14 protein-coding genes and 1 pseudogene are annotated in these 17,477 nt (G+C 45.1%); 13 read left to right on the forward strand and 2 right to left on the reverse strand.

Going from position 1 to position 17,477, the window contains the following annotated elements; translation table 11 throughout:
* The 8 genes from B4F99_RS02345 to B4F99_RS02380 form a co-directional block, all read left to right on the forward strand.
* On the forward strand, positions 1–228 hold a 228-nt coding region (locus B4F99_RS02345; RefSeq protein WP_290755078.1), incomplete at its 5' end, for an SDR family oxidoreductase.
* Positions 229–352: 124 nt separating this feature from the next.
* Positions 353–1,900, forward strand: a complete 1,548-nt coding sequence (locus B4F99_RS02350; protein WP_290755080.1) for a fatty acid--CoA ligase family protein — start codon at positions 353–355, stop codon at positions 1,898–1,900.
* 66 nt (positions 1,901–1,966) lie between these two features.
* Entirely contained in the window at positions 1,967–2,401 is a 435-nt protein-coding gene (mgsA, locus tag B4F99_RS02355) for a methylglyoxal synthase (RefSeq protein ID WP_029340960.1), read from the forward strand.
* A gap of 96 nt (positions 2,402–2,497) precedes the next feature.
* Positions 2,498–2,653 carry a hypothetical protein gene (locus B4F99_RS02360; RefSeq protein WP_197026224.1) on the forward strand — a complete coding sequence of 52 codons (156 nt, stop codon included), beginning with the start codon at positions 2,498–2,500 and terminating at the stop codon, positions 2,651–2,653.
* 134 nt (positions 2,654–2,787) lie between these two features.
* Positions 2,788–3,450 carry a response regulator transcription factor gene (locus B4F99_RS02365; RefSeq protein ID WP_214856729.1) on the forward strand — a complete coding sequence of 221 codons (663 nt, stop codon included), beginning with the start codon at positions 2,788–2,790 and terminating at the stop codon, positions 3,448–3,450.
* Positions 3,447–4,829 (forward strand): sensor histidine kinase, encoded by a 1,383-nt coding sequence (locus tag B4F99_RS02370; protein ID WP_035409370.1) that lies wholly within the window; start codon positions 3,447–3,449, stop codon positions 4,827–4,829. The genes B4F99_RS02365 and B4F99_RS02370 overlap by 4 nt, the downstream gene beginning before the upstream one ends.
* Positions 4,830–4,939: 110 nt before the next feature.
* The gene (locus B4F99_RS02375) at positions 4,940–5,413 is read left to right on the forward strand and encodes a competence protein ComK (RefSeq protein WP_035409368.1); all 474 of its coding nucleotides are present in this window, start codon (positions 4,940–4,942) and stop codon (positions 5,411–5,413) included.
* Between the two features lie 98 nt (positions 5,414–5,511).
* On the forward strand, positions 5,512–5,919 hold the full coding sequence (locus tag B4F99_RS02380; protein WP_023467385.1) for a hypothetical protein: 408 nt from the start codon (positions 5,512–5,514) through the stop codon (positions 5,917–5,919).
* A gap of 45 nt (positions 5,920–5,964) precedes the next feature.
* Here B4F99_RS02380 and B4F99_RS02385 read toward each other — a convergent pair whose 3' ends face one another.
* Together B4F99_RS02385 and B4F99_RS02390 are read right to left on the reverse strand one after the other, a co-directional pair.
* Positions 5,965–6,306 carry a hypothetical protein gene (locus tag B4F99_RS02385; RefSeq protein WP_029340963.1) on the reverse strand — a complete coding sequence of 114 codons (342 nt, stop codon included), beginning with the start codon at positions 6,304–6,306 and terminating at the stop codon, positions 5,965–5,967.
* 60 nt (positions 6,307–6,366) lie between these two features.
* Positions 6,367–6,672: pseudogene (locus B4F99_RS02390) on the reverse strand (globin); the annotation flags it as partial.
* A gap of 188 nt (positions 6,673–6,860) precedes the next feature.
* Here B4F99_RS02390 and addB point away from each other — a divergent pair.
* The 5 genes from addB to B4F99_RS02415 all read left to right on the forward strand — a co-directional run bounded on the left by addB (position 6,861) and on the right by B4F99_RS02415 (position 17,405).
* On the forward strand, positions 6,861–10,292 hold the full coding sequence (gene addB, locus B4F99_RS02395; RefSeq protein WP_290755083.1) for a helicase-exonuclease AddAB subunit AddB: 3,432 nt from the start codon (positions 6,861–6,863) through the stop codon (positions 10,290–10,292).
* A complete protein-coding gene (gene addA, locus B4F99_RS02400; protein WP_290755084.1) occupies positions 10,289–13,840 on the forward strand; it encodes a helicase-exonuclease AddAB subunit AddA in 3,552 nt (1,183 codons plus the stop codon). The genes addB and addA overlap by 4 nt, the downstream gene beginning before the upstream one ends.
* Positions 13,841–14,038: 198 nt before the next feature.
* A complete protein-coding gene (locus tag B4F99_RS02405) occupies positions 14,039–14,416 on the forward strand; it encodes a response regulator (protein ID WP_035409361.1) in 378 nt (125 codons plus the stop codon).
* A complete protein-coding gene (locus B4F99_RS02410; RefSeq protein WP_214856725.1) occupies positions 14,397–16,940 on the forward strand; it encodes a sensor histidine kinase in 2,544 nt (847 codons plus the stop codon). The genes B4F99_RS02405 and B4F99_RS02410 overlap by 20 nt, the downstream gene beginning before the upstream one ends.
* An 84-nt stretch (positions 16,941–17,024) precedes the next feature.
* On the forward strand, positions 17,025–17,405 hold the full coding sequence (locus B4F99_RS02415; RefSeq protein ID WP_214856724.1) for a DUF1516 family protein: 381 nt from the start codon (positions 17,025–17,027) through the stop codon (positions 17,403–17,405).
* Positions 17,406–17,477: the final 72 nt, after the last annotated feature.

A 17,477-nucleotide genomic window follows, 5' to 3' on the forward strand; every position in this document is an offset into this window, starting at 1 on the left:
GAGGGCATTCGTGTCAACGCCGTCGCGCCGGGTCCGATCTGGACGCCGCTCATCACGGAAACGTTCCCGCATGAATCAGTCAAGACATTCGGGAAAAATACACCGATGGATCGCCCAGGGCAGCCGGCTGAGATGGCATCAGCATATGTTTTCCTCGCGTGTAACGATTCAAGTTATATGACAGGACAAGTCCTTCACTTAAACGGTGGCGTCATCGTCAACGGTTAAAAAGAAACTCTGTGAAAACGTTTCCAAAAAGTGTTACACTATCCATACGGTCGCTTTTGACTACGTATGGATTTTTTTTACGTAAAAAATGAATAGTCATTCATTCGAAAGGAGAATTTTGCTCATGCTTGGATTGATTCAATCCGTCGAAGAAACTGCTCGAACACATCCAGACACAACGGCGTATGTGTTTGAGGACACGCAAGTCAGCTATCGTGAGTTTGTCGAGAAGTTTCACCGGGCAGCCGGTGCGCTTGAAGCGAACGGGATCCGAAAAGGCGATCATGTCGCGCTGATTTTAGGGAATAGCCCAGCATTCCTAGTGGCATATTACGCCATCATGAAACAAGGGGCAATCGCGATTCCGATCAACCCTACATACACACCGGATGAAATCGGGTATATCCTGATGAACGGTGATGTGAAGGGGATTTTAGGGATTGCACCGCTCGTCGAAGCTGCAAAAGATCGTCTCGTGCATTTACCGAATCTTAAGATTGTCGTCTCTGTTCCTTACGCGGATCAAGAAGGACCAAACGAAACACATCAACAAGTGACGTTCATCACGCTCGATCGCTGGCTCGAAATCGAACATCCCTTGACCGAAGTGACGAATGAACTGGACGACATCGCTGTCATTCTCTATACGAGTGGAACGACAGGAAAACCAAAAGGTGCGATGTTATCCCACCGTAATCTGACGTCGAATGCGCGCTCGATTGGGGATTATCTACATGTATCCAGTAACGACCGGACACTTGCCGTATTACCGATGTTCCATGTCTTTTGTTTGACGGTCGTCGTCAATGCGTCACTCGCACATGGAGCGTCAATCATCATTGCTTCACGTTTTTCACCACAAGAGACGTTTGAGTTAGCGAAAAAAGAACAGGTGACGATTTTTGCAGGCGTGCCAACGATGTATAATTTCTTACTGCAAACCGTGAAGGCTCATCCGGAATATGCGACCTATTTTGAATCAACACGTTTGTTCGTCTCAGGAGGAGCGAGTCTTCCAGTGCCGCTCCTTGAAGCATTTGATCGAACATTCCAATGTCATATCCTCGAAGGATATGGTTTATCGGAAGCATCACCCGTCACTTGTTTCAATCCGGTCAATGGTGTTCAAAAACCAGGCTCGATTGGAACATCGATCGTCGATGTCGAAAACAAAGTCGTCGATGAACTCGGACAAGAATTACCAGATGGTCAAGTCGGAGAATTGATCGTTCGGGGACCAAACGTCATGACCGGTTATTACAAGATGCCGGAAGAGTCACAAGCGACGTTACGCGATGGCTGGTTATATACGGGTGATTTGGCTCGTCGAGATGAAGATGGGTATTTCTATATCGTCGATCGCAAAAAAGATATGATCATCGTCGGTGGGTACAACGTCTACCCGCGTGAAGTCGAAGAAGTCCTCTATCAGCATCCGAACGTCATCGAAGCCGCCGTCATCGGTATACCGGATGAGGAGATGGGCGAAGCCGTCAAAGCATTCGTTGTTGCTCGTGAGACGATGACGGAAGAGGAAACGCAGGCATTCTGTGCTACATCACTCGCGAAATATAAATGTCCGACACAGATTGAGTTCATCGATCAATTACCTCGTAATACGACCGGAAAGATTTTACGGACCGTGTTGAAGAAACAACCGACGAATTCATGACTGTCTCAAGAACTTCAGGTTTCTGAAGTTCTTTTTCTGTGCATAGACAAGAAGGAGGGGATACGAATGAATATCGCATTGATTGCACATGATGAGAAAAAGGATGAGATGATGGGCTTTACACGGGCTTACGCCGCATTCTTTAAGAAAAATACATTATACGCGACAGGAACGACCGGGCAACGGATCATGGAAGCAACCGATCTGCACGTCCATCGCTGTAAGTCAGGTCCACTCGGCGGGGATCAGGAAATCGGAGCGCTGGTAGCACAAGGAAAAATCGATATCGTGATTTTTTTACGCGATCCACTGACGGCCCAACCGCATGAGCCGGACGTCTCGGCACTCATTCGATTATGTGACGTATACGATTTGCCGCTTGCGACGAATGTCGGAACTGCTGAAATTTTAATTAATGGACTCGAACAAGGACAATTCGATTGGAAGGAAATCATTCGAAAACGTCATGAACTAGAACAAAAAAAGTTTTTGGATGATTAATTTTGTGAGAACGCTTCTCATTTTCGTTTAAGCATGCTATAGTCAGTTTGAGGATGATACTGATTATCAATTGCGATGGAAAAGGTGGCGAAGAAAATGGAGATTCTATTAATGACGGGTGTAACAGTATTGCTAGGAGGCGGCGTTGGATTTTTGACGCACGTCGTGAAAATGGAACGACGTCAACAGGTGGCACCTGCGACTTCAAAGAACGAGCAAGTAGCGTATCCAGCGCTCCGTCTCGTCAAATAATAGAAAATTTATGACTTCGCCTTTCTTTTCTTTTGAAAAGAAAGGTTTTTTTGAATTATTATCCACTCTCCCATAATTTTGCGGAATTCCTTTGATACACTGAAACAAAGCACATTAGTCGAGGAGTGAGAGCCATGCATACAATCTATTTGGTTGATGATGAAGTGAACTTGAATCGTGTACTCGTAAAGTACTTGGAACAAGAAGGTTGGCAGGTTAAATCGTTTACATCTGGTGAGGCAGCTGCTTCTGCGATCGTAGAGAAGCCAGATTTGTGGGTTTTAGATATCATGCTACCGGATATGGATGGTTTTCAATTGATTAAGCGAATCAAGGCACATGATGAAACGACACCCGTCATTTTCATCTCGGCGCGTGATGAGGATATCGATAAGATCATTGGTCTTGAGATGGGATCGGACGATTATATTGCGAAGCCGTTCCTTCCGCGCGAACTGGTCATTCGTGTCAAAAAAATCTTAGCACGTACGTATGCGACACCGAAAAGTGGCGTCATTCAATACGGCGATTATATGATTTATCCTGAGAAACGAATCATCGAGGAGAACGGTCAAGAAATTGATCTAACCTCAAAAGAGTACGATCTACTGATTTTATTTGCGACACAAATCGGGACGCCGATGTCTCGCGAGCAGATTCTCGTCAGTGTCTGGGGTGACGATTATTTCGGATCGGATCGCGTCGTCGATGATCTTGTCCGTCGTGTCCGTAAGAAATTAACGAAACTGGAACTCGAAACGATCTATGGTATTGGCTATCGCTTGGTGTCTGCATGAAAAATCGCAGTCTCGGATTTCAGATTTGGGCGATGTTTCTGCTCGTCATCGTCACATTATCTGCAGTCATTCTCCTTGTCATCCGCTCATCGATCGGAAATTTCATCGATGAACAGGTCTATTCGACGCTTGAGAATAGTGAGGTCTTCTTCTCGAAGGATGCCTCTGTCATCGAGATGCTACAAGATAATCCGATTGAATTCGATCGTCGAAAACAAGAATCTCGATCAGTTAATATCCTATTGCTATCTAAGAACGGAAAACTTTATTACGGTGGGGCACCGCAACAACTGATCAATCAGATGTACCGTGATGCAATTGATCAAAAAACAGTTACGGCAAAGTATACGACGCGTCTTGATAAAGAAGACGTTTATTATAGTATTCGTAAAATGGAAGAGAGCGGCGAAACCTACTATCGTGTCTCTTACGTCTGGGATGCTTATCGACAAGAACTGATTACACAACTGTTTTCAAAAATCGGCTTCGTCGTCATCATCGGTAGTATCTTTACGTTATTCATTGCCTTCTGGTTGGCGCGTCGTCTGACACATCCGCTCGTCGAAATCGAAAGAGCAGTCGGGAAAATCGCGGCTCAAAAGTGGGATACACCACTTCCGCTCGATCGTGGGGATGAAATCGGTCGACTGGCACGGTCCGTCGATGCGATGCGGATGGATCTTGAAAAGCAGGATAAGGCACAAAAATCGTTGCTTCAAAATATTTCACATGATTTGAAGACGCCAATCATGGTTATTCGAAGTTATGCTCAGTCCATTTCAGATGGGATCTATCCAGATGGTGATTTAACCGGCTCCGTATCGGTCATTGATGAGGAAGCGGAACGATTAGAGAAAAAAGTGGCGGCTCTTCTTTACGTCACGAAGCTCGACTATTTCGAGCTCGATCGTTCGACGTGGGATAATGTCGATATCGATCGGATGATACACCTGCTGAAAAATCGTTTTTCTGGAACGAAGTCACTCGAATGGCATGTTAGTGGAGAAGCGGGGATCGTCCTTGGTGAAGGGGAACAATTACGAGTTGCACTCGAAAACGTCATGGACAACGCGATTCGTTATGCTGAAACACAAATTGACATCCGACTGTCTGGGACAGCGGATCAGGTTCATATCGAAATTGAAAATGATGGACCGCCACTTGATGACTCTTCGCCCTTGTTTCATCAATTTTCACGGGGCAAAGAAGGGAAGTTCGGGCTTGGTCTTTATATTGTCAAAAGGATCGTTGAGCGTCATGATGGTACGGTAGCAATTGAGAATCGCCCTGCGGGAAATGGAGTCGGGAAAGTTTGTGTGATTTTTAATTTCCCACGTCACTTTATTGAACAAGAGGAAAAAAAGCCAGAAGAATTTTAAAAACGGGATCCTAGGATCTCGTTTTTTTCATTAGGAAATAATCGGTATACTCATGCAGAGTAGAAGGAAGTTTGATATAACCAATATAATTCAGGAAGGGAGTGAAGGAGATGTCATACCCAGTTACGGAAGAAACGTTAGCTTTGATTCCAAGATATGGTCAATATGGTGAACCACAGACACTTGTCATCAAGGAGCATTCGGAAAGTATTTTAGAGGGTCATCCGATTAAGTTGATTGAAGAATCCTGTTTATATTTTGGTTCATCGATGCGTGGACGGATCGAAGCAGCGCGACATATTCTTGGTCCGAACCGAAAGACACCTGTTTTAGTAGATTGGCAGGCACAAACGATATTTTTTCCGACGACCGCAAAAGAAAAGGCGGAATGCATTTGGATCAATTTCAAGCAAATGAAGACTGTTCAAAAAAAGTCTGGAAAAGTACAGGTAGAGTTTCAGACAGGTCAATGTATTGATACGGACGCATCCGCATACAGCATCGAACGGCAACGAATCAAAACGTTGGAACTGGCGTATGAAATGCAACGGCGCTTCCAATTGCCGGAGTTTAAGAATCGATGAAAAGTGGAAACACATAACAGGAATCTTACTTATGTAAGGAGAAAGAAGTAGAGAGAGAAATCATAGGGAGGTGAAGCGGTAACTTTTACCGCGACACGATGAATGAATCATATGAATGGTTAAATCGCCGAAAATTGCAGCCTGGATTTGGTGCGACAGGTGGCAGACGCTTTATCAGTTCTCGCATCGTACGTCCGGAAAATACACCGGGTAAACGAATCAAAGGAATCAAACGCGCGCGACAACTAGTCGTCGATGATGCCGGAAATCGCCGTTGGGTCACGAAACGAATCGTTGTGACGGATGCTGCGAAGCATGTCACGATGAATCGTCGAACATCGATCGCCTTAAAAGAGACGAATGAATCGCGACTCGAACAAGTCAAACAAAAACTAGCATCTAATAAAAAAGTCTTACTTCCAATCTTGGCGGCAACAGGAATCGCTGTCGCAGGTGGCGTTCTTGCCTATGTCCTTCGTCGGAAGAAAAAACAATCCGATCAATAAAAAAGAAGCCAGTTCTCCAGTTGGAGGACGGCTTCTTTTTATGTCTTAAAGGAATCGTTTCCGTAAAGAAGTCGAAAGAGCTTTGTCTGCGATTTCTTCTAGTTCCGTCAAGTTCGTCGGATCAAAGCTATCATTGTAGAACCGACCTACAAAGTCGACACGGTCGTAATCGAGTTCCTTGAAAATCAAGTGTTTATGATCGTCATAAAAAACGACACGGTAGTAATCAGAACCGCGTTCAAGGGTGACGAGACCTTTGATATGGTCCAATTTTTTTTGTTCTTCGGTTTGTTCTTCTTCGAGTGTATCGTCCTCGTTCGTCGATGCTTCTGCTTGCTCAATCGCATTCTTTACGAGTTCCGGTCGTTGTTCTTGTTCTTCCGTCATGTTATATCGCCTCCATTTATTATTTTACATGGAAATGGACAGATGAGAAAGAAAAATCCCTCAGTCCATCTGGTGTGCTTCGCAAACACGTAAGACATTCGTTGCGCCAATCCGTAATCGCTCGAGGAGTTGGAGTCGCGCTTCTTCATTTGGAATCGTATCAAGAGAAGCTATTTCCATCCGTTCCAACCAACGGATGGCATGCTCTTTTTGAATCGGCAATAACCGGTGAATCATCGCTAAACTCGTCGGCGGTTGATTCGGATCGCGTGGACCTCCTGTCATTTGGGTCAAGAAGGCGAATTGTGCCTGTTCGACACGGTGTCGATCATCAGGGAATAACGGACGCAATAAGGAATCATGGTAGACTTGATGATGNNTACTTGCTCGCCTCCAAGCATTTCATAGAGCGACAAAAATCATCACCTGCCTTACATTAGGATGTGTTCTGATTATAGCAAATCCATATCGAAAAGACATGCGACGAAAACAGTACATTTGTTCTTATTTGTGCGATAATAATGATACATAAAAAGGTAGAGGAGGTTTTCTTGATGAACCAGATGCACATTGGTCGTGCGGGTAGTGGGAAAACGACACAATTGATTGAGCGCGTCGTACAAGAACTCGAGCAACGACCACTAGGCGAGAAGATGTATTTCATCGTTCCGGATCAGATGTCATTTGAAATGGAGCGTCGGATTGCGACAGATGAACGGATAGCAGGTCTTGTTCGTCTCGAAGTCATGAGTTTACGGCGCTTTGCGTTTCATATTTTACGCGATTACGGAAATCAAGCAATTCCATTTCTCGATGAGACAGGAACACAATTATTACTCCGACAGGTCGTCGAGGAATCAGAAGACGAGTTAAAGATTTTTAAGCGTACGAAAAATATGCCAGGATTTTTCCAAGGACTTGATGAACTCATCGCGTCATTTAAACGCTCATTGATCGAGCCGGATATGTTGCGTCAAGTGAGTGATCGGTCTCTCGAACGGTCACCAAAATTGAACGACCTTGCGTTGATTTATGAGCGCTTTGCGGAACGAATCGTCGATAAGGCACTCCATGCGGATGATTATTATACGACGTTACTTGAGTTGCTTCCAAAAGCGCGACTGGATCAAGCGACGATCATCCTCGACGGATTTTATGAGTTTTCGCTTCAGGAACAACAAGTACTGCTTGCCTTGATGCAACAAGTGGCTGAAATGCATATTAGTTTTACAATGGACGCGGCGGATCCTTATGCAAAACAAACGTCTTTTGGTGTGTCCCAGCGTTGCTACATGCAATTGATCGGGCAAATGCAGGAGCTGTCGATTCCATACGAAGAAATCTTGTATGATCAACCAATCAAGTTTCAATCAGAAGGGCTACGACATTTGGAGCAGGCCTTGTTGAAGCCGGGATATCCTCCTGTCGATCATGATATTGACGGCTTTCAGATGACAGCTGCAGTCAACCGGCAAGTTGAAGCAGAATCAGCCGTGCGGAAAGCGATTCAACTTGTTCGCCAAAAAGGGTATCGATTTCATGAGATGGCATTCGTCGTGCGACATCTAGAGCCGTATGCGGATCACTTGGAACGAGCCTTCCGCATGTATGATGTTCCGTATTTCTTGGATCAACGTGAGTCGATGATCCATCATCCGCTCGTTGACTTGATTCAATCTGCTTTAGACATCGTGACATCGGGTTATCGGGAAGAAACGGTCTTTCGTTTACTGAAGACGGAGCTCTTACCGATTCCGGCAGAAGATGCGCGTCTAGCGCTCGATCGTTTCGAGACGTTCGTGCTCGAACGCGGCATTAAAGGGTCAATGTGGCAACAACCGTGGCAATTAAAGCGACGCTTAGCAGAGGAAGTTCGCTTAACGGAAGAGGAAATCGCGCAAGAAGAGGAATTGAATCATCTCCGTACGTTCGTCGTCGACTTGATTGAACCGTTACACCGTCGGTTAAAGCAGGCAAAGACGATGAGCGCGTATACGAAAGGTCTTTATCAATTCCTCGAAGAACAAAAAATTGCAGAACATTTAATGGAATGGCGCAAGCAAGCATTAGAGCAAGATCAGTTACTTGCTGCTCGGGAACATGATCAAGTGTATGAAGCGATTCTTCACCTATTCGAACAGCTAGAAGCTGCTGCGCCTGAGCATACGTTATCGACGGACTTGTTCGTCCAAATGGTCGAGACAGGACTTGAGAGTCTGCGTTTTGCACTTGTCCCCCCATCGCTGGATCAAGTCATTGCGACGGATTATGTGCGTGGACGATTACAACGAGTGAAAGTCGTCTTTTTACTAGGAGCGAATGATGGTCTGATTCCGTTCGTCCAAGATCAATCGAAGTTACTGTCCGAAAATGATCATGACTTTTTACATGAACATGGTATTCCGGTTGGAAAAGCGTCCCTTGATGTGTTTGATGATGAACTATTTTATCTGTATCAAGGGATGATGGCTCCAAGTGAAGCATTGTATGTCAGTTATGCGCTTGTCGATGAAGAAGGAAAGGCGTTGCAACCGGCGGCAATCACGAAACAATTGAAGCGGCAACTGTTGCTTGATCGTCCGATCAAAACACAGTTTGCGGAGGCTGGCGAACATGCACCGCAAGAACAATTCGATTTCGTGACGAGTCCCGATCGCGCGGCAGCAGCGACGGCGATTGAACTCCGCCGTTTACAACGACGTTATCCGATTCAGCCAATTTGGTTTCAAGTATATAATTCACTTCTTGAAAACGGACAAGGGCGCGAACGAATGGGTCTATTCTCAAGTGCCTTGTTCTATCAAAATCAAGCGGAAGCGTTACCGGAAGGGTTGGCGCATCGTCTATATGGTGATTCACTGCAAGCGAGCGTTTCGCGTTTTGAGACCTATAACGCCTGCTCGTATAAGCATTTTGCTCGATACGGACTTCGTTTACGCGAGCGGAAGCTGTATAAATTTGAAGCACCGGACATCGGGAATCTGTTCCATGGCGCATTAAATGATTTGTCGCTCAGTATTAAAGCTTCTGGACGACACTGGCGAGAGCTCGACGGCGAAACGTGCGGGACACTGGCGAAAGAAGCTGTCGAAAAGGTGACACCGGAAATTCAGAATGCGATTTTGATGAGTTCGAGTCGGTTCGGGTATATCAAGAAAAAATTGACGGATGTCGTGGAGCAAACAGCTAAAATGCTTGTTGAACAAGCAAAACGAACAGACTTTGAACCCGACTTATTTGAAATCAGTTTTGGGAACGCGACGTTCCCACCATTACGCTTTACGTTACCAGACGGAACAGAAATTGAATTCACGGGTCGCATCGACCGGATTGATCAGGCGACGATTGGTGATCAGCTATACGTTCGAATCATTGATTACAAATCGAGTGCTCGAGGACTGGATTTTGCGGAAATCTATTATGGGCTTGCCATTCAGATGCTTCTTTATCTGAAGACGGTCGTGGAACAGTCGGAGTTGCTGTATCAACAGCAGGCAAAACCTGCTGGTGCGCTGTATTTCCATGTTAAGAATCCGATGTTACGAGGCGATTTATCTGCTGATGAAGCAGAACGTAATCGACTATTACTCGAGTCCTATCAGATGCAAGGCGTCATTCTCGAGAATGATGAGGTACTGCGAGCGATGGATCATATTGCATACGATGAACGAAAAAAATCCCCACTCGTCAAAGTGACCTTCACGAAAAATGGACTGCATAAATCACAGACGAAGGGTGTTGTACAAGAGGCAGATTTATCGGCACTGATGGATCATGCGTGGGAGGCATTAAAAGACAGTAGTCAAGATATCTATGATGGGGATATTGCAATCAATCCATTCGATTATCAGGAACGGACACCGTGTAGTTTCTGCGAATATCGTTCAGTCTGTCAATTCGATGAATCACTCGGAAATCAATATCGTCCATTAAAACCGATGTCTGAAAAAGAGGTACTGGAACGATTGAAGGAGGATGAAGAATGAGCGTGCGTTGGACGGAAGAACAACAACAAGCCATTTCAGCAAGGGGAGGACATATCTTAGTCTCAGCAGCTGCTGGATCAGGGAAAACAGCTGTCCTCGTCGAACGGCTGACGCAACGATTGATCGATCCCAAAGATGAGTTGTCGGCGGATCGGATTCTTGTTGCTACCTTTACGAATGCAGCAGCGCGTGAGATGAAAACGCGAGTCATTGAGGTCATGGATCAACGTATCAAAGAGGCACCGGATGATCTGTATCTAAAAAAGCAACGTCAATTAATGAACCGGGCACAAATTACGACGATCCATTCATTCTGTCTATCGATTCTACGCGAGAATTATTACCGGATCGGTTTGGATCCGGCGTTTCGGATTGCTGACGAATCTGAACTGTTATTACTGCAAGATGATGTCTTAGAAGCGGTCTTTGAGTCGTTCTATGCCTCTGAGGATCCGGGATTCTATGATTTGATCGATAGTTATACATCAGACCGGGACGATCAAGCGATGCTTTCGCTGATTTCAAATCTCTACCGTTTTTCTCGATCCTTACCTGATCCGGAAGCGTTTTATGCGCATTTAATCAATCAGTACGATCAACCAATCGATCCGGATGAGTCTCCGCTCATGCAACGATTGGTCGAACTGGAATGGGAGACGTTGTCGAATCTATTAGGACGTTATCGAGAACTTGCTTTTGAATTGGAACAGTCCGGATATACGGAAATGGGACAGATGATGCGACAGGATATCGCTCCTTTTGGAGTACTTGAAACGTCAGTACGGCAATGGTCGATGGTTGCTCTTGCGTTTCAAGCAGTAGAATTCGGTCGTTGGAAAAGTCCGCGCGGGGATGAAGGCATCAAACCGTTCCAGACAGAGCGGACACGACTCGTTGCAGAATTCAAGAAAATGAAAGAACTGTTTGTCCAAAAAACAGGTGTTGATTACTTGGAAGATTTACGATCACAGCTCCGACATGTAGAAACGATTGTTACACTCGTGCGTCAATTCGCAAGCGATTATCTCGAAGCGAAACAACAACGTGGAATCGTTGATTTTTCGGATCTTGAACATTTTGCATTAGAGATCTTGACGGAAGAGGGACAACCGTCGGATGTGGCAAAACTTCTAAAGGAACGCTTCGTTGAGGTACTGGTCGACGAATACCAAGATACGAATGAAGTCCAGGAACGCATCATTCAACTGGTTTCGAAAACGGACGAGGCTACAGGGAATCTATTCATGGTCGGTGATGTCAAACAGTCCATTTACAAATTTCGACATGCAGAACCAGGATTGTTCCTGGAGAAATTCAAACGATTCCATCAGACCGACGTCGGAACACGCATCGATCTAACAAAGAACTTCCGCAGTCGCCTCGAGGTGTTGGATGGAACGAATCAAATCTTCCGCCAAGTCATGGATGAGACAGTCGGAGAAATTGATTACGATGAAGCGGCGCACCTTCGACTCGGTAATTTAAGTTATTTAGAATCAGAGCAAGTCGACCCTGAATTACTCTTGATTGATCCGCTTGATAGTGAAAAAGAAGAAGTTGAAGCACGAGCGATTGCAACACGAATTCTAGAACTCGTCGACTCTAAACATCCACATCTGATTTACGATGCGAAATCGAACCGATTCCGGACATGCGAATACCGTGACATCGTCGTCTTGGCCCGTTCGCGCGGCAAGCGTGTTCAGGCACTCGTTGAAGTACTCGAACAGTATGAGATTCCGGTCTATGCAGATACGACGGGCGGATATTTCCAAGCGACGGAAATTCAAATCATGATGGCGTTACTCAAGACAATCGATAATCCACTTCAAGATATCCCGTTCGCCAGTCTGTTACGATCGCCGATTTTCGGTGTGGCGGATCGTGATCTAGGGCGGATTCGAGCAAAACAAAAAGAAGGAAGCTTTTATGAGGCGGCACTCGCGATGGCGACAGAGGAATCAGCACTTGGTATTCGAATAGACGAGATCATCCGTCAGATTCAAGCATGGCGAACCGAAGCACGTGGGAGTGCGCTTCCTGCCTTCATTCGATCATTGTTTGATCAGACTGGCTATTTTGAGTATGTCGGCTGTCTCGCTGGAGGCAGAAGTCGTCAAGCTAACTTAAATGCCTTATATGAGCGGGCAAAGCAATACGAGACGTCCGGTTATCGAGGGCTATATCGTTTTCTACGCCTGATCAATCGGTTGATCGAACGAGGAGAAGACTTCGCAGAAGCCCGTTCGCTTGGAGAAGACGAGGACGTCGTTCGAATCATGACGATCCACCAATCAAAAGGACTCGAGTTCCCCGTGACGATTGTCAGCCAATTGACGAAACAATTCAACAAACAGGATCAAATGCAGGCCATCCAGTTGCATAAGACGTATGGCATTGCTCTAGACGCCATTGATCCGATTCGTCGTTTGCGATCTGGAACGCTATTGAAGGAAGTCATCCGTCGGGAAATGGATCGCGAGATGAAGGCAGAAGAGATGCGCGTCTTGTATGTTGCGATGACTCGAGCGAAGGAAAAGTTGATTCTCGTCGGGACAGTCAAGGATTTAGAAGATCAAATGGTGGCCTGGCAGATGACGCCACTCGATGAAGTCTTACTACCTGAAAATGACCGGCGCCAAGCGAAGAGTTATGCGGAATGGGTCGTTCCGGCAGTCTTACGCAGTAGTTTACTACGTCCGGATGAGACGAACTGGTCGATTCGCGTGATGTCTTTAGAGGAGTTAGCACCGTATCAAGAAATCTCAACACTCGTGGAGCAACTCGAACACGTCCAAAAGCTTGAAAAAATTGATGTGCCCGTCAATACGCACGTCAAAGAAATCGTTGAAGCGGCATTTTCGTATCAGTATCCGCATCTACTCGCGACAGAGACGGCAGCGAAACAGACCGTCACGGAACTGAAGCGCGCGGAACAGTTGGAACGCGCAGCATTTGAAACGACGTATCGCCAGACGACGTATTACCGAACGCCACAATTCCTTGGACCTGTACTTAGTGGAGCGGAACGAGGAACGGTCCTACACCTAGCGATGCAATTATACAAACCGGATGCAGCGATTTCAGAACAGATCAATCAATGGGAAACAATGGAACGAATCACACCTATCGAAGCAACGACGATGCGGGAAGCAACACCACAGTTGCAAGAGTTCCTAGACTCCGAGATCGGACAATTGTTCAGCGAACGACTACGGACAAACCACGTCTATCGAGAGTTACCGTTTACGTATAAAATCGGAGCATCACGTTTTCGGAAAGACTGGACGGGTCCAGTGGATGACGCAGTCATGCAGGGAATCGTCGACTGCTTGATTCAGGATGGGGAGTCATATATCTTACTCGACTATAAATCGGATCAAATCGTTACGACGGAAGTCGGACAGACACCTGCTGATGTTTTACGTGAACGGTATGCGACTCAATTGAATCTATACCAAGAAGCATTAGAAGCTATTCTTCATATTCGAATCTCGCGGAAAGTCATTTATGCTTTTGCTTTAGGAGAAACGATTGATTTAGTTTAATTTTACGACTGAGACCTCTCTTGTCCTCCTACTTCAGGTAGAGGCGAGGGAGGTTTTAGTATAGGTCAAAAGAGGGATGAGGAATAAAGGAATAAAATCAAGGTATGGAGTGATTTCCGTTTCTTATTGTGAAAAAACTGTGTAAAATAAAGAAGATATGTCACTTTAACGATGGATAATTTTGGGGGGTTTTAATAGATGGCACGTATTTTATTAGCAGAAGATGAAGATGTCTTACGTATGTTGGTACTTGATACACTAGAAGATGAAGGATATACGATTGATGAAGCGACGGACGGAGACGAAGCATATCAAAAAATCATGAACACGGAATATGACCTCGTTCTGTTGGATTACATGATGCCTGGGATGACAGGAATCGAAGTCATCGAAAAAGTTCGACAACATCCAGATAAGCAACACTTGAAAATTATGATGTTGACCGCTAAAAGTCAACAATCTGATCGAGAGCGCGCGGAAGAAATCGGTGCAAACTACTTCTTTTCGAAACCCTTTAGTCCTCTTGAGTTGATTGATGTAGTAGGAGGAATATTGAGTGATCACCAAGTGGATTAATCGAAAAATCGGACGCCAACTTATGGCATCCTTTTATGTCGTATTAGCTACATTGATGATTTCATCATTGATCGTCTACAACTACACGGACACGAAATTGCAAGCGACACGGGCGAAATTAGAAGACATCCGAGATCGTAGTGCACGCGCAGGGGCTCTATGGGAAGAATGGCAGGATGTTCAATTCAACATGCGTGGCTATGCCTTGATGGGAAATGAAGAATTGTATACCCAAGTCATGGCTCAACAAGATAAGATTGCTCAGCAAACGGATTGGTTCGAAAAAAATGCAATCTACGATCAAGGAAAGGCATTCGCCCAGTCCTCGAGAGAACTATATCAATACTATTTCGATGCAATCTTGCCGCTTGTTCAATCCTATGTCAAAACGAAAGAGTCAGGAGATATTACAGAATCCTTCTTGAAAGGAACGACGCTAGCTGAATTGCCACTCGGTCAGAAGTTGATAACTGAAGGAAAGATTCAGTTAGATAGTCAAGGAAACATCGATGTATTATCAGAGATTAATAAAAGTGAACTGGCACTCGGCGGTTATCGTGAATTTTTGGAAGATTGGGCACAACGGACAAGTGATCAATTGGAGCAGGAAATCCGAACGACGCAACTGATTTGGTTAGCGAATATCGTCGTTTTGATCGCTGTTTTGATCTTCTTCATCTATCCATTCATTCGTCGCATCACGATTGAATTACTGTCTCTCGTTAAGAACAGTCAACGGCTTGCGAATGGTGAAGATGTTTTAAGCGTCAAAGTACCGAATCGTAAAGATGAGATTGGTATTTTAGCACTATCGTTTAATCAGATGGCAAGTTCGATTTCTGAGAATAAACAGCATCTATTGGCAAAAAATGAAGAGTTGCAAGCCCAGCAGGAAGAATTACAAGCGCAGCAAGAAGAATTGCAAGCACAACAACAGGAACTTGAAGAAGCATTGGAACTGACGATGCGCAATGAACAACACCTTCAGTACCGGAATGATCTGACAGAGACGCTCGCGGCACGTGAATCGTTGACCGCTTATCCGGAAATCATCGAGAAGCTCGTCACGATCACGGATTCTGAAATTGGTGCATTAGTATTCGTCGATGAGGAAGAGAGTTATTCCGTCGTCACCTATGGTATGACGGATGAACTGGCAGAGCGGTTACTTCAAAACGATGCGTCACTGTTAAAACGAGCAGAATCACTCAAGACACCAGTTCACTCTTCTAAACAAGTCGCGAGCAATCATCCGTTACCGTACCCGTACTATATGTATGAAACGGCTGTGCCGATTCTCGATCCAACCGCAGATGATATCATCGCGTATATCTATCTGGTCCGTTACCGCGATCAGTTTACGAATGAACAGATGCGGGATGTCATGTCCTTCTCTCGTCAATTGTCGTTATCCCTTCTCCGGATGCGTTTGTTTGACGAGATGACGAGAGAAAAAACGAAAACGGAACGGATTCTCGATTCGATTCGTGAAGCGGTCATCTATCTTGAGCCAGGGAAAGAAGAGGTTTTCGTCAATCGACCGCTGTACGATCTATTCCCGGAATTACGATATGGTGTCCAGGCGGAACAAGAAACACTTCAAACATGCTTAGAAGTCATTCAATCCGTCGTCGATGAACCGGAAAACTTCAGTCGATATGTTGATTCAGTTCTTCGTGGAGAGTTACCGACAGAGAGTCTACAGTTCTCGATTAGAAACGAAACGGTATTCATTCAATTTTATGTCGAGGTGATTCACATTCATCAGGTGCATAAAGGAACGATGCTTGTCATGCGGGATGTGACGAAAGAAACCGAAATGGATCGTTTGAAATCAGAACTCGTTTCGACTGTATCTCATGAACTTCGAACACCGCTTTCTTCGATTTATGGTTTTACAGAGCTCATGCTCAATCGAGATATTGAAGAATCGCGCCAAGATCGATACTTACGGACGATCCATTCCGAAACGGAACGTCTTGCGAATCTCGTCAACGATTTCTTAGACGTCCAGCGCATGGAGTCAGGTACACAATCGTACAAAAAGACATCTGTGAACATTCATGCGATTGCTGAAGAAACGACACACTTTTATGCGGCTTCGACACAAGCCCACCGGATTACGTTCCGTCACGAAGGAAATCAGTTGCCTGTCATTGAAGCAGATGAAGAAAAAATCAGACAGTTACTCAATAATTTATTGAATAATGCGGTGAAATACTCACCATCTGGTGGTGCGATTGATGTCGTACTCACGACATCACGTGATCAAGTCATTCTTCAAGTTCGGGATGAGGGAATCGGGATTCCGAAACAATCACTCAGTCGTCTATTCGAAAAGTTTTACCGCGTCGATAACTCGGATAGTCGGAAAATTGGTGGTACGGGCCTTGGTCTAGCCATCTGTAAAGAAATCGTCACCGGTCATGGGGGAGAAATTCATGTGGAATCGGTCGTAAGGGAAGGGAGTCTTTTCACTGTCAAATTCCCACTCGTTCAGTCCACACATGTGACAATCTCCTGAAAAAATCATATAGCAACAAAATAACACTAGGTGTTCGTACGGAAATCAGATACGATGAAATAGGAAAAGAAAGGAGGAAATGAAATGCCAATCACAGCATTCGTTCACACACACGTCTTACTTTGGGTACTTTTATTGGTTACGTTCTTCGTCGCGTTTTCGATGTACAAGAACAATAAGAAAGCCGCAAAAGGCATTCATATGGCGTTCCGTCTTCTGCTTTTATTGACGTTCGCGACAGGTCTTTACCTGTACATTAAAATCATGGGGGTGTCTGAAAATCCAGATCCTCTCTACCATGCGAAGATCACAGCAGGTCTTTTGACGCTCATCTTCGGAGAATTGACACTCGTTCGTGTCAAAAAAGGAAAAGCCTATTCCGGTTTCGTCATCGGATTCATCGTGCTTGTCCTTGTGACAATATTCCTTGGTTATTCTCTTCCATACGGTATGAAGTTTTTCTAATTTCATGCGAAATCAAAGAGTCCTTTTCGACCTTTTGGGTTGAAAGGACTCTTTTTGTCGTGTCTGCTAGTA

The sequence above is a fragment of the Exiguobacterium sp. UBA3491 genome, from assembly GCF_002377745.1.
In the GTDB taxonomy this organism is placed as follows: Bacteria; Bacillota; Bacilli; order Exiguobacteriales; family Exiguobacteriaceae; genus Exiguobacterium_A.

Bases quoted from the DNA above. Each gene is read 5' to 3' on its own strand.
- B4F99_RS02350 (WP_290755080.1), top strand. From the start codon at position 353: ATGCTTGGATTGATTCAATCCGTCGAAGAAACTGCTCGAACACATCCA.
- mgsA (WP_029340960.1), top strand. From the start codon at position 1,967: ATGAATATCGCATTGATTGCACATGATGAGAAAAAGGATGAGATGATG.
- B4F99_RS02360 (WP_197026224.1), top strand. From the start codon at position 2,498: ATGGAGATTCTATTAATGACGGGTGTAACAGTATTGCTAGGAGGCGGC.
- B4F99_RS02365 (WP_214856729.1), top strand. From the start codon at position 2,788: ATGCATACAATCTATTTGGTTGATGATGAAGTGAACTTGAATCGTGTA.
- B4F99_RS02370 (WP_035409370.1), top strand. From the start codon at position 3,447: ATGAAAAATCGCAGTCTCGGATTTCAGATTTGGGCGATGTTTCTGCTC.
- B4F99_RS02375 (WP_035409368.1), top strand. From the start codon at position 4,940: ATGTCATACCCAGTTACGGAAGAAACGTTAGCTTTGATTCCAAGATAT.
- B4F99_RS02380 (WP_023467385.1), top strand. From the start codon at position 5,512: ATGAATGAATCATATGAATGGTTAAATCGCCGAAAATTGCAGCCTGGA.
- B4F99_RS02385 (WP_029340963.1), bottom strand. From the start codon at position 6,306: ATGACGGAAGAACAAGAACAACGACCGGAACTCGTAAAGAATGCGATT.
- addB (WP_290755083.1), top strand. From the start codon at position 6,861: ATGAACCAGATGCACATTGGTCGTGCGGGTAGTGGGAAAACGACACAA.
- addA (WP_290755084.1), top strand. From the start codon at position 10,289: ATGAGCGTGCGTTGGACGGAAGAACAACAACAAGCCATTTCAGCAAGG.
- B4F99_RS02405 (WP_035409361.1), top strand. From the start codon at position 14,039: ATGGCACGTATTTTATTAGCAGAAGATGAAGATGTCTTACGTATGTTG.
- B4F99_RS02415 (WP_214856724.1), top strand. From the start codon at position 17,025: ATGCCAATCACAGCATTCGTTCACACACACGTCTTACTTTGGGTACTT.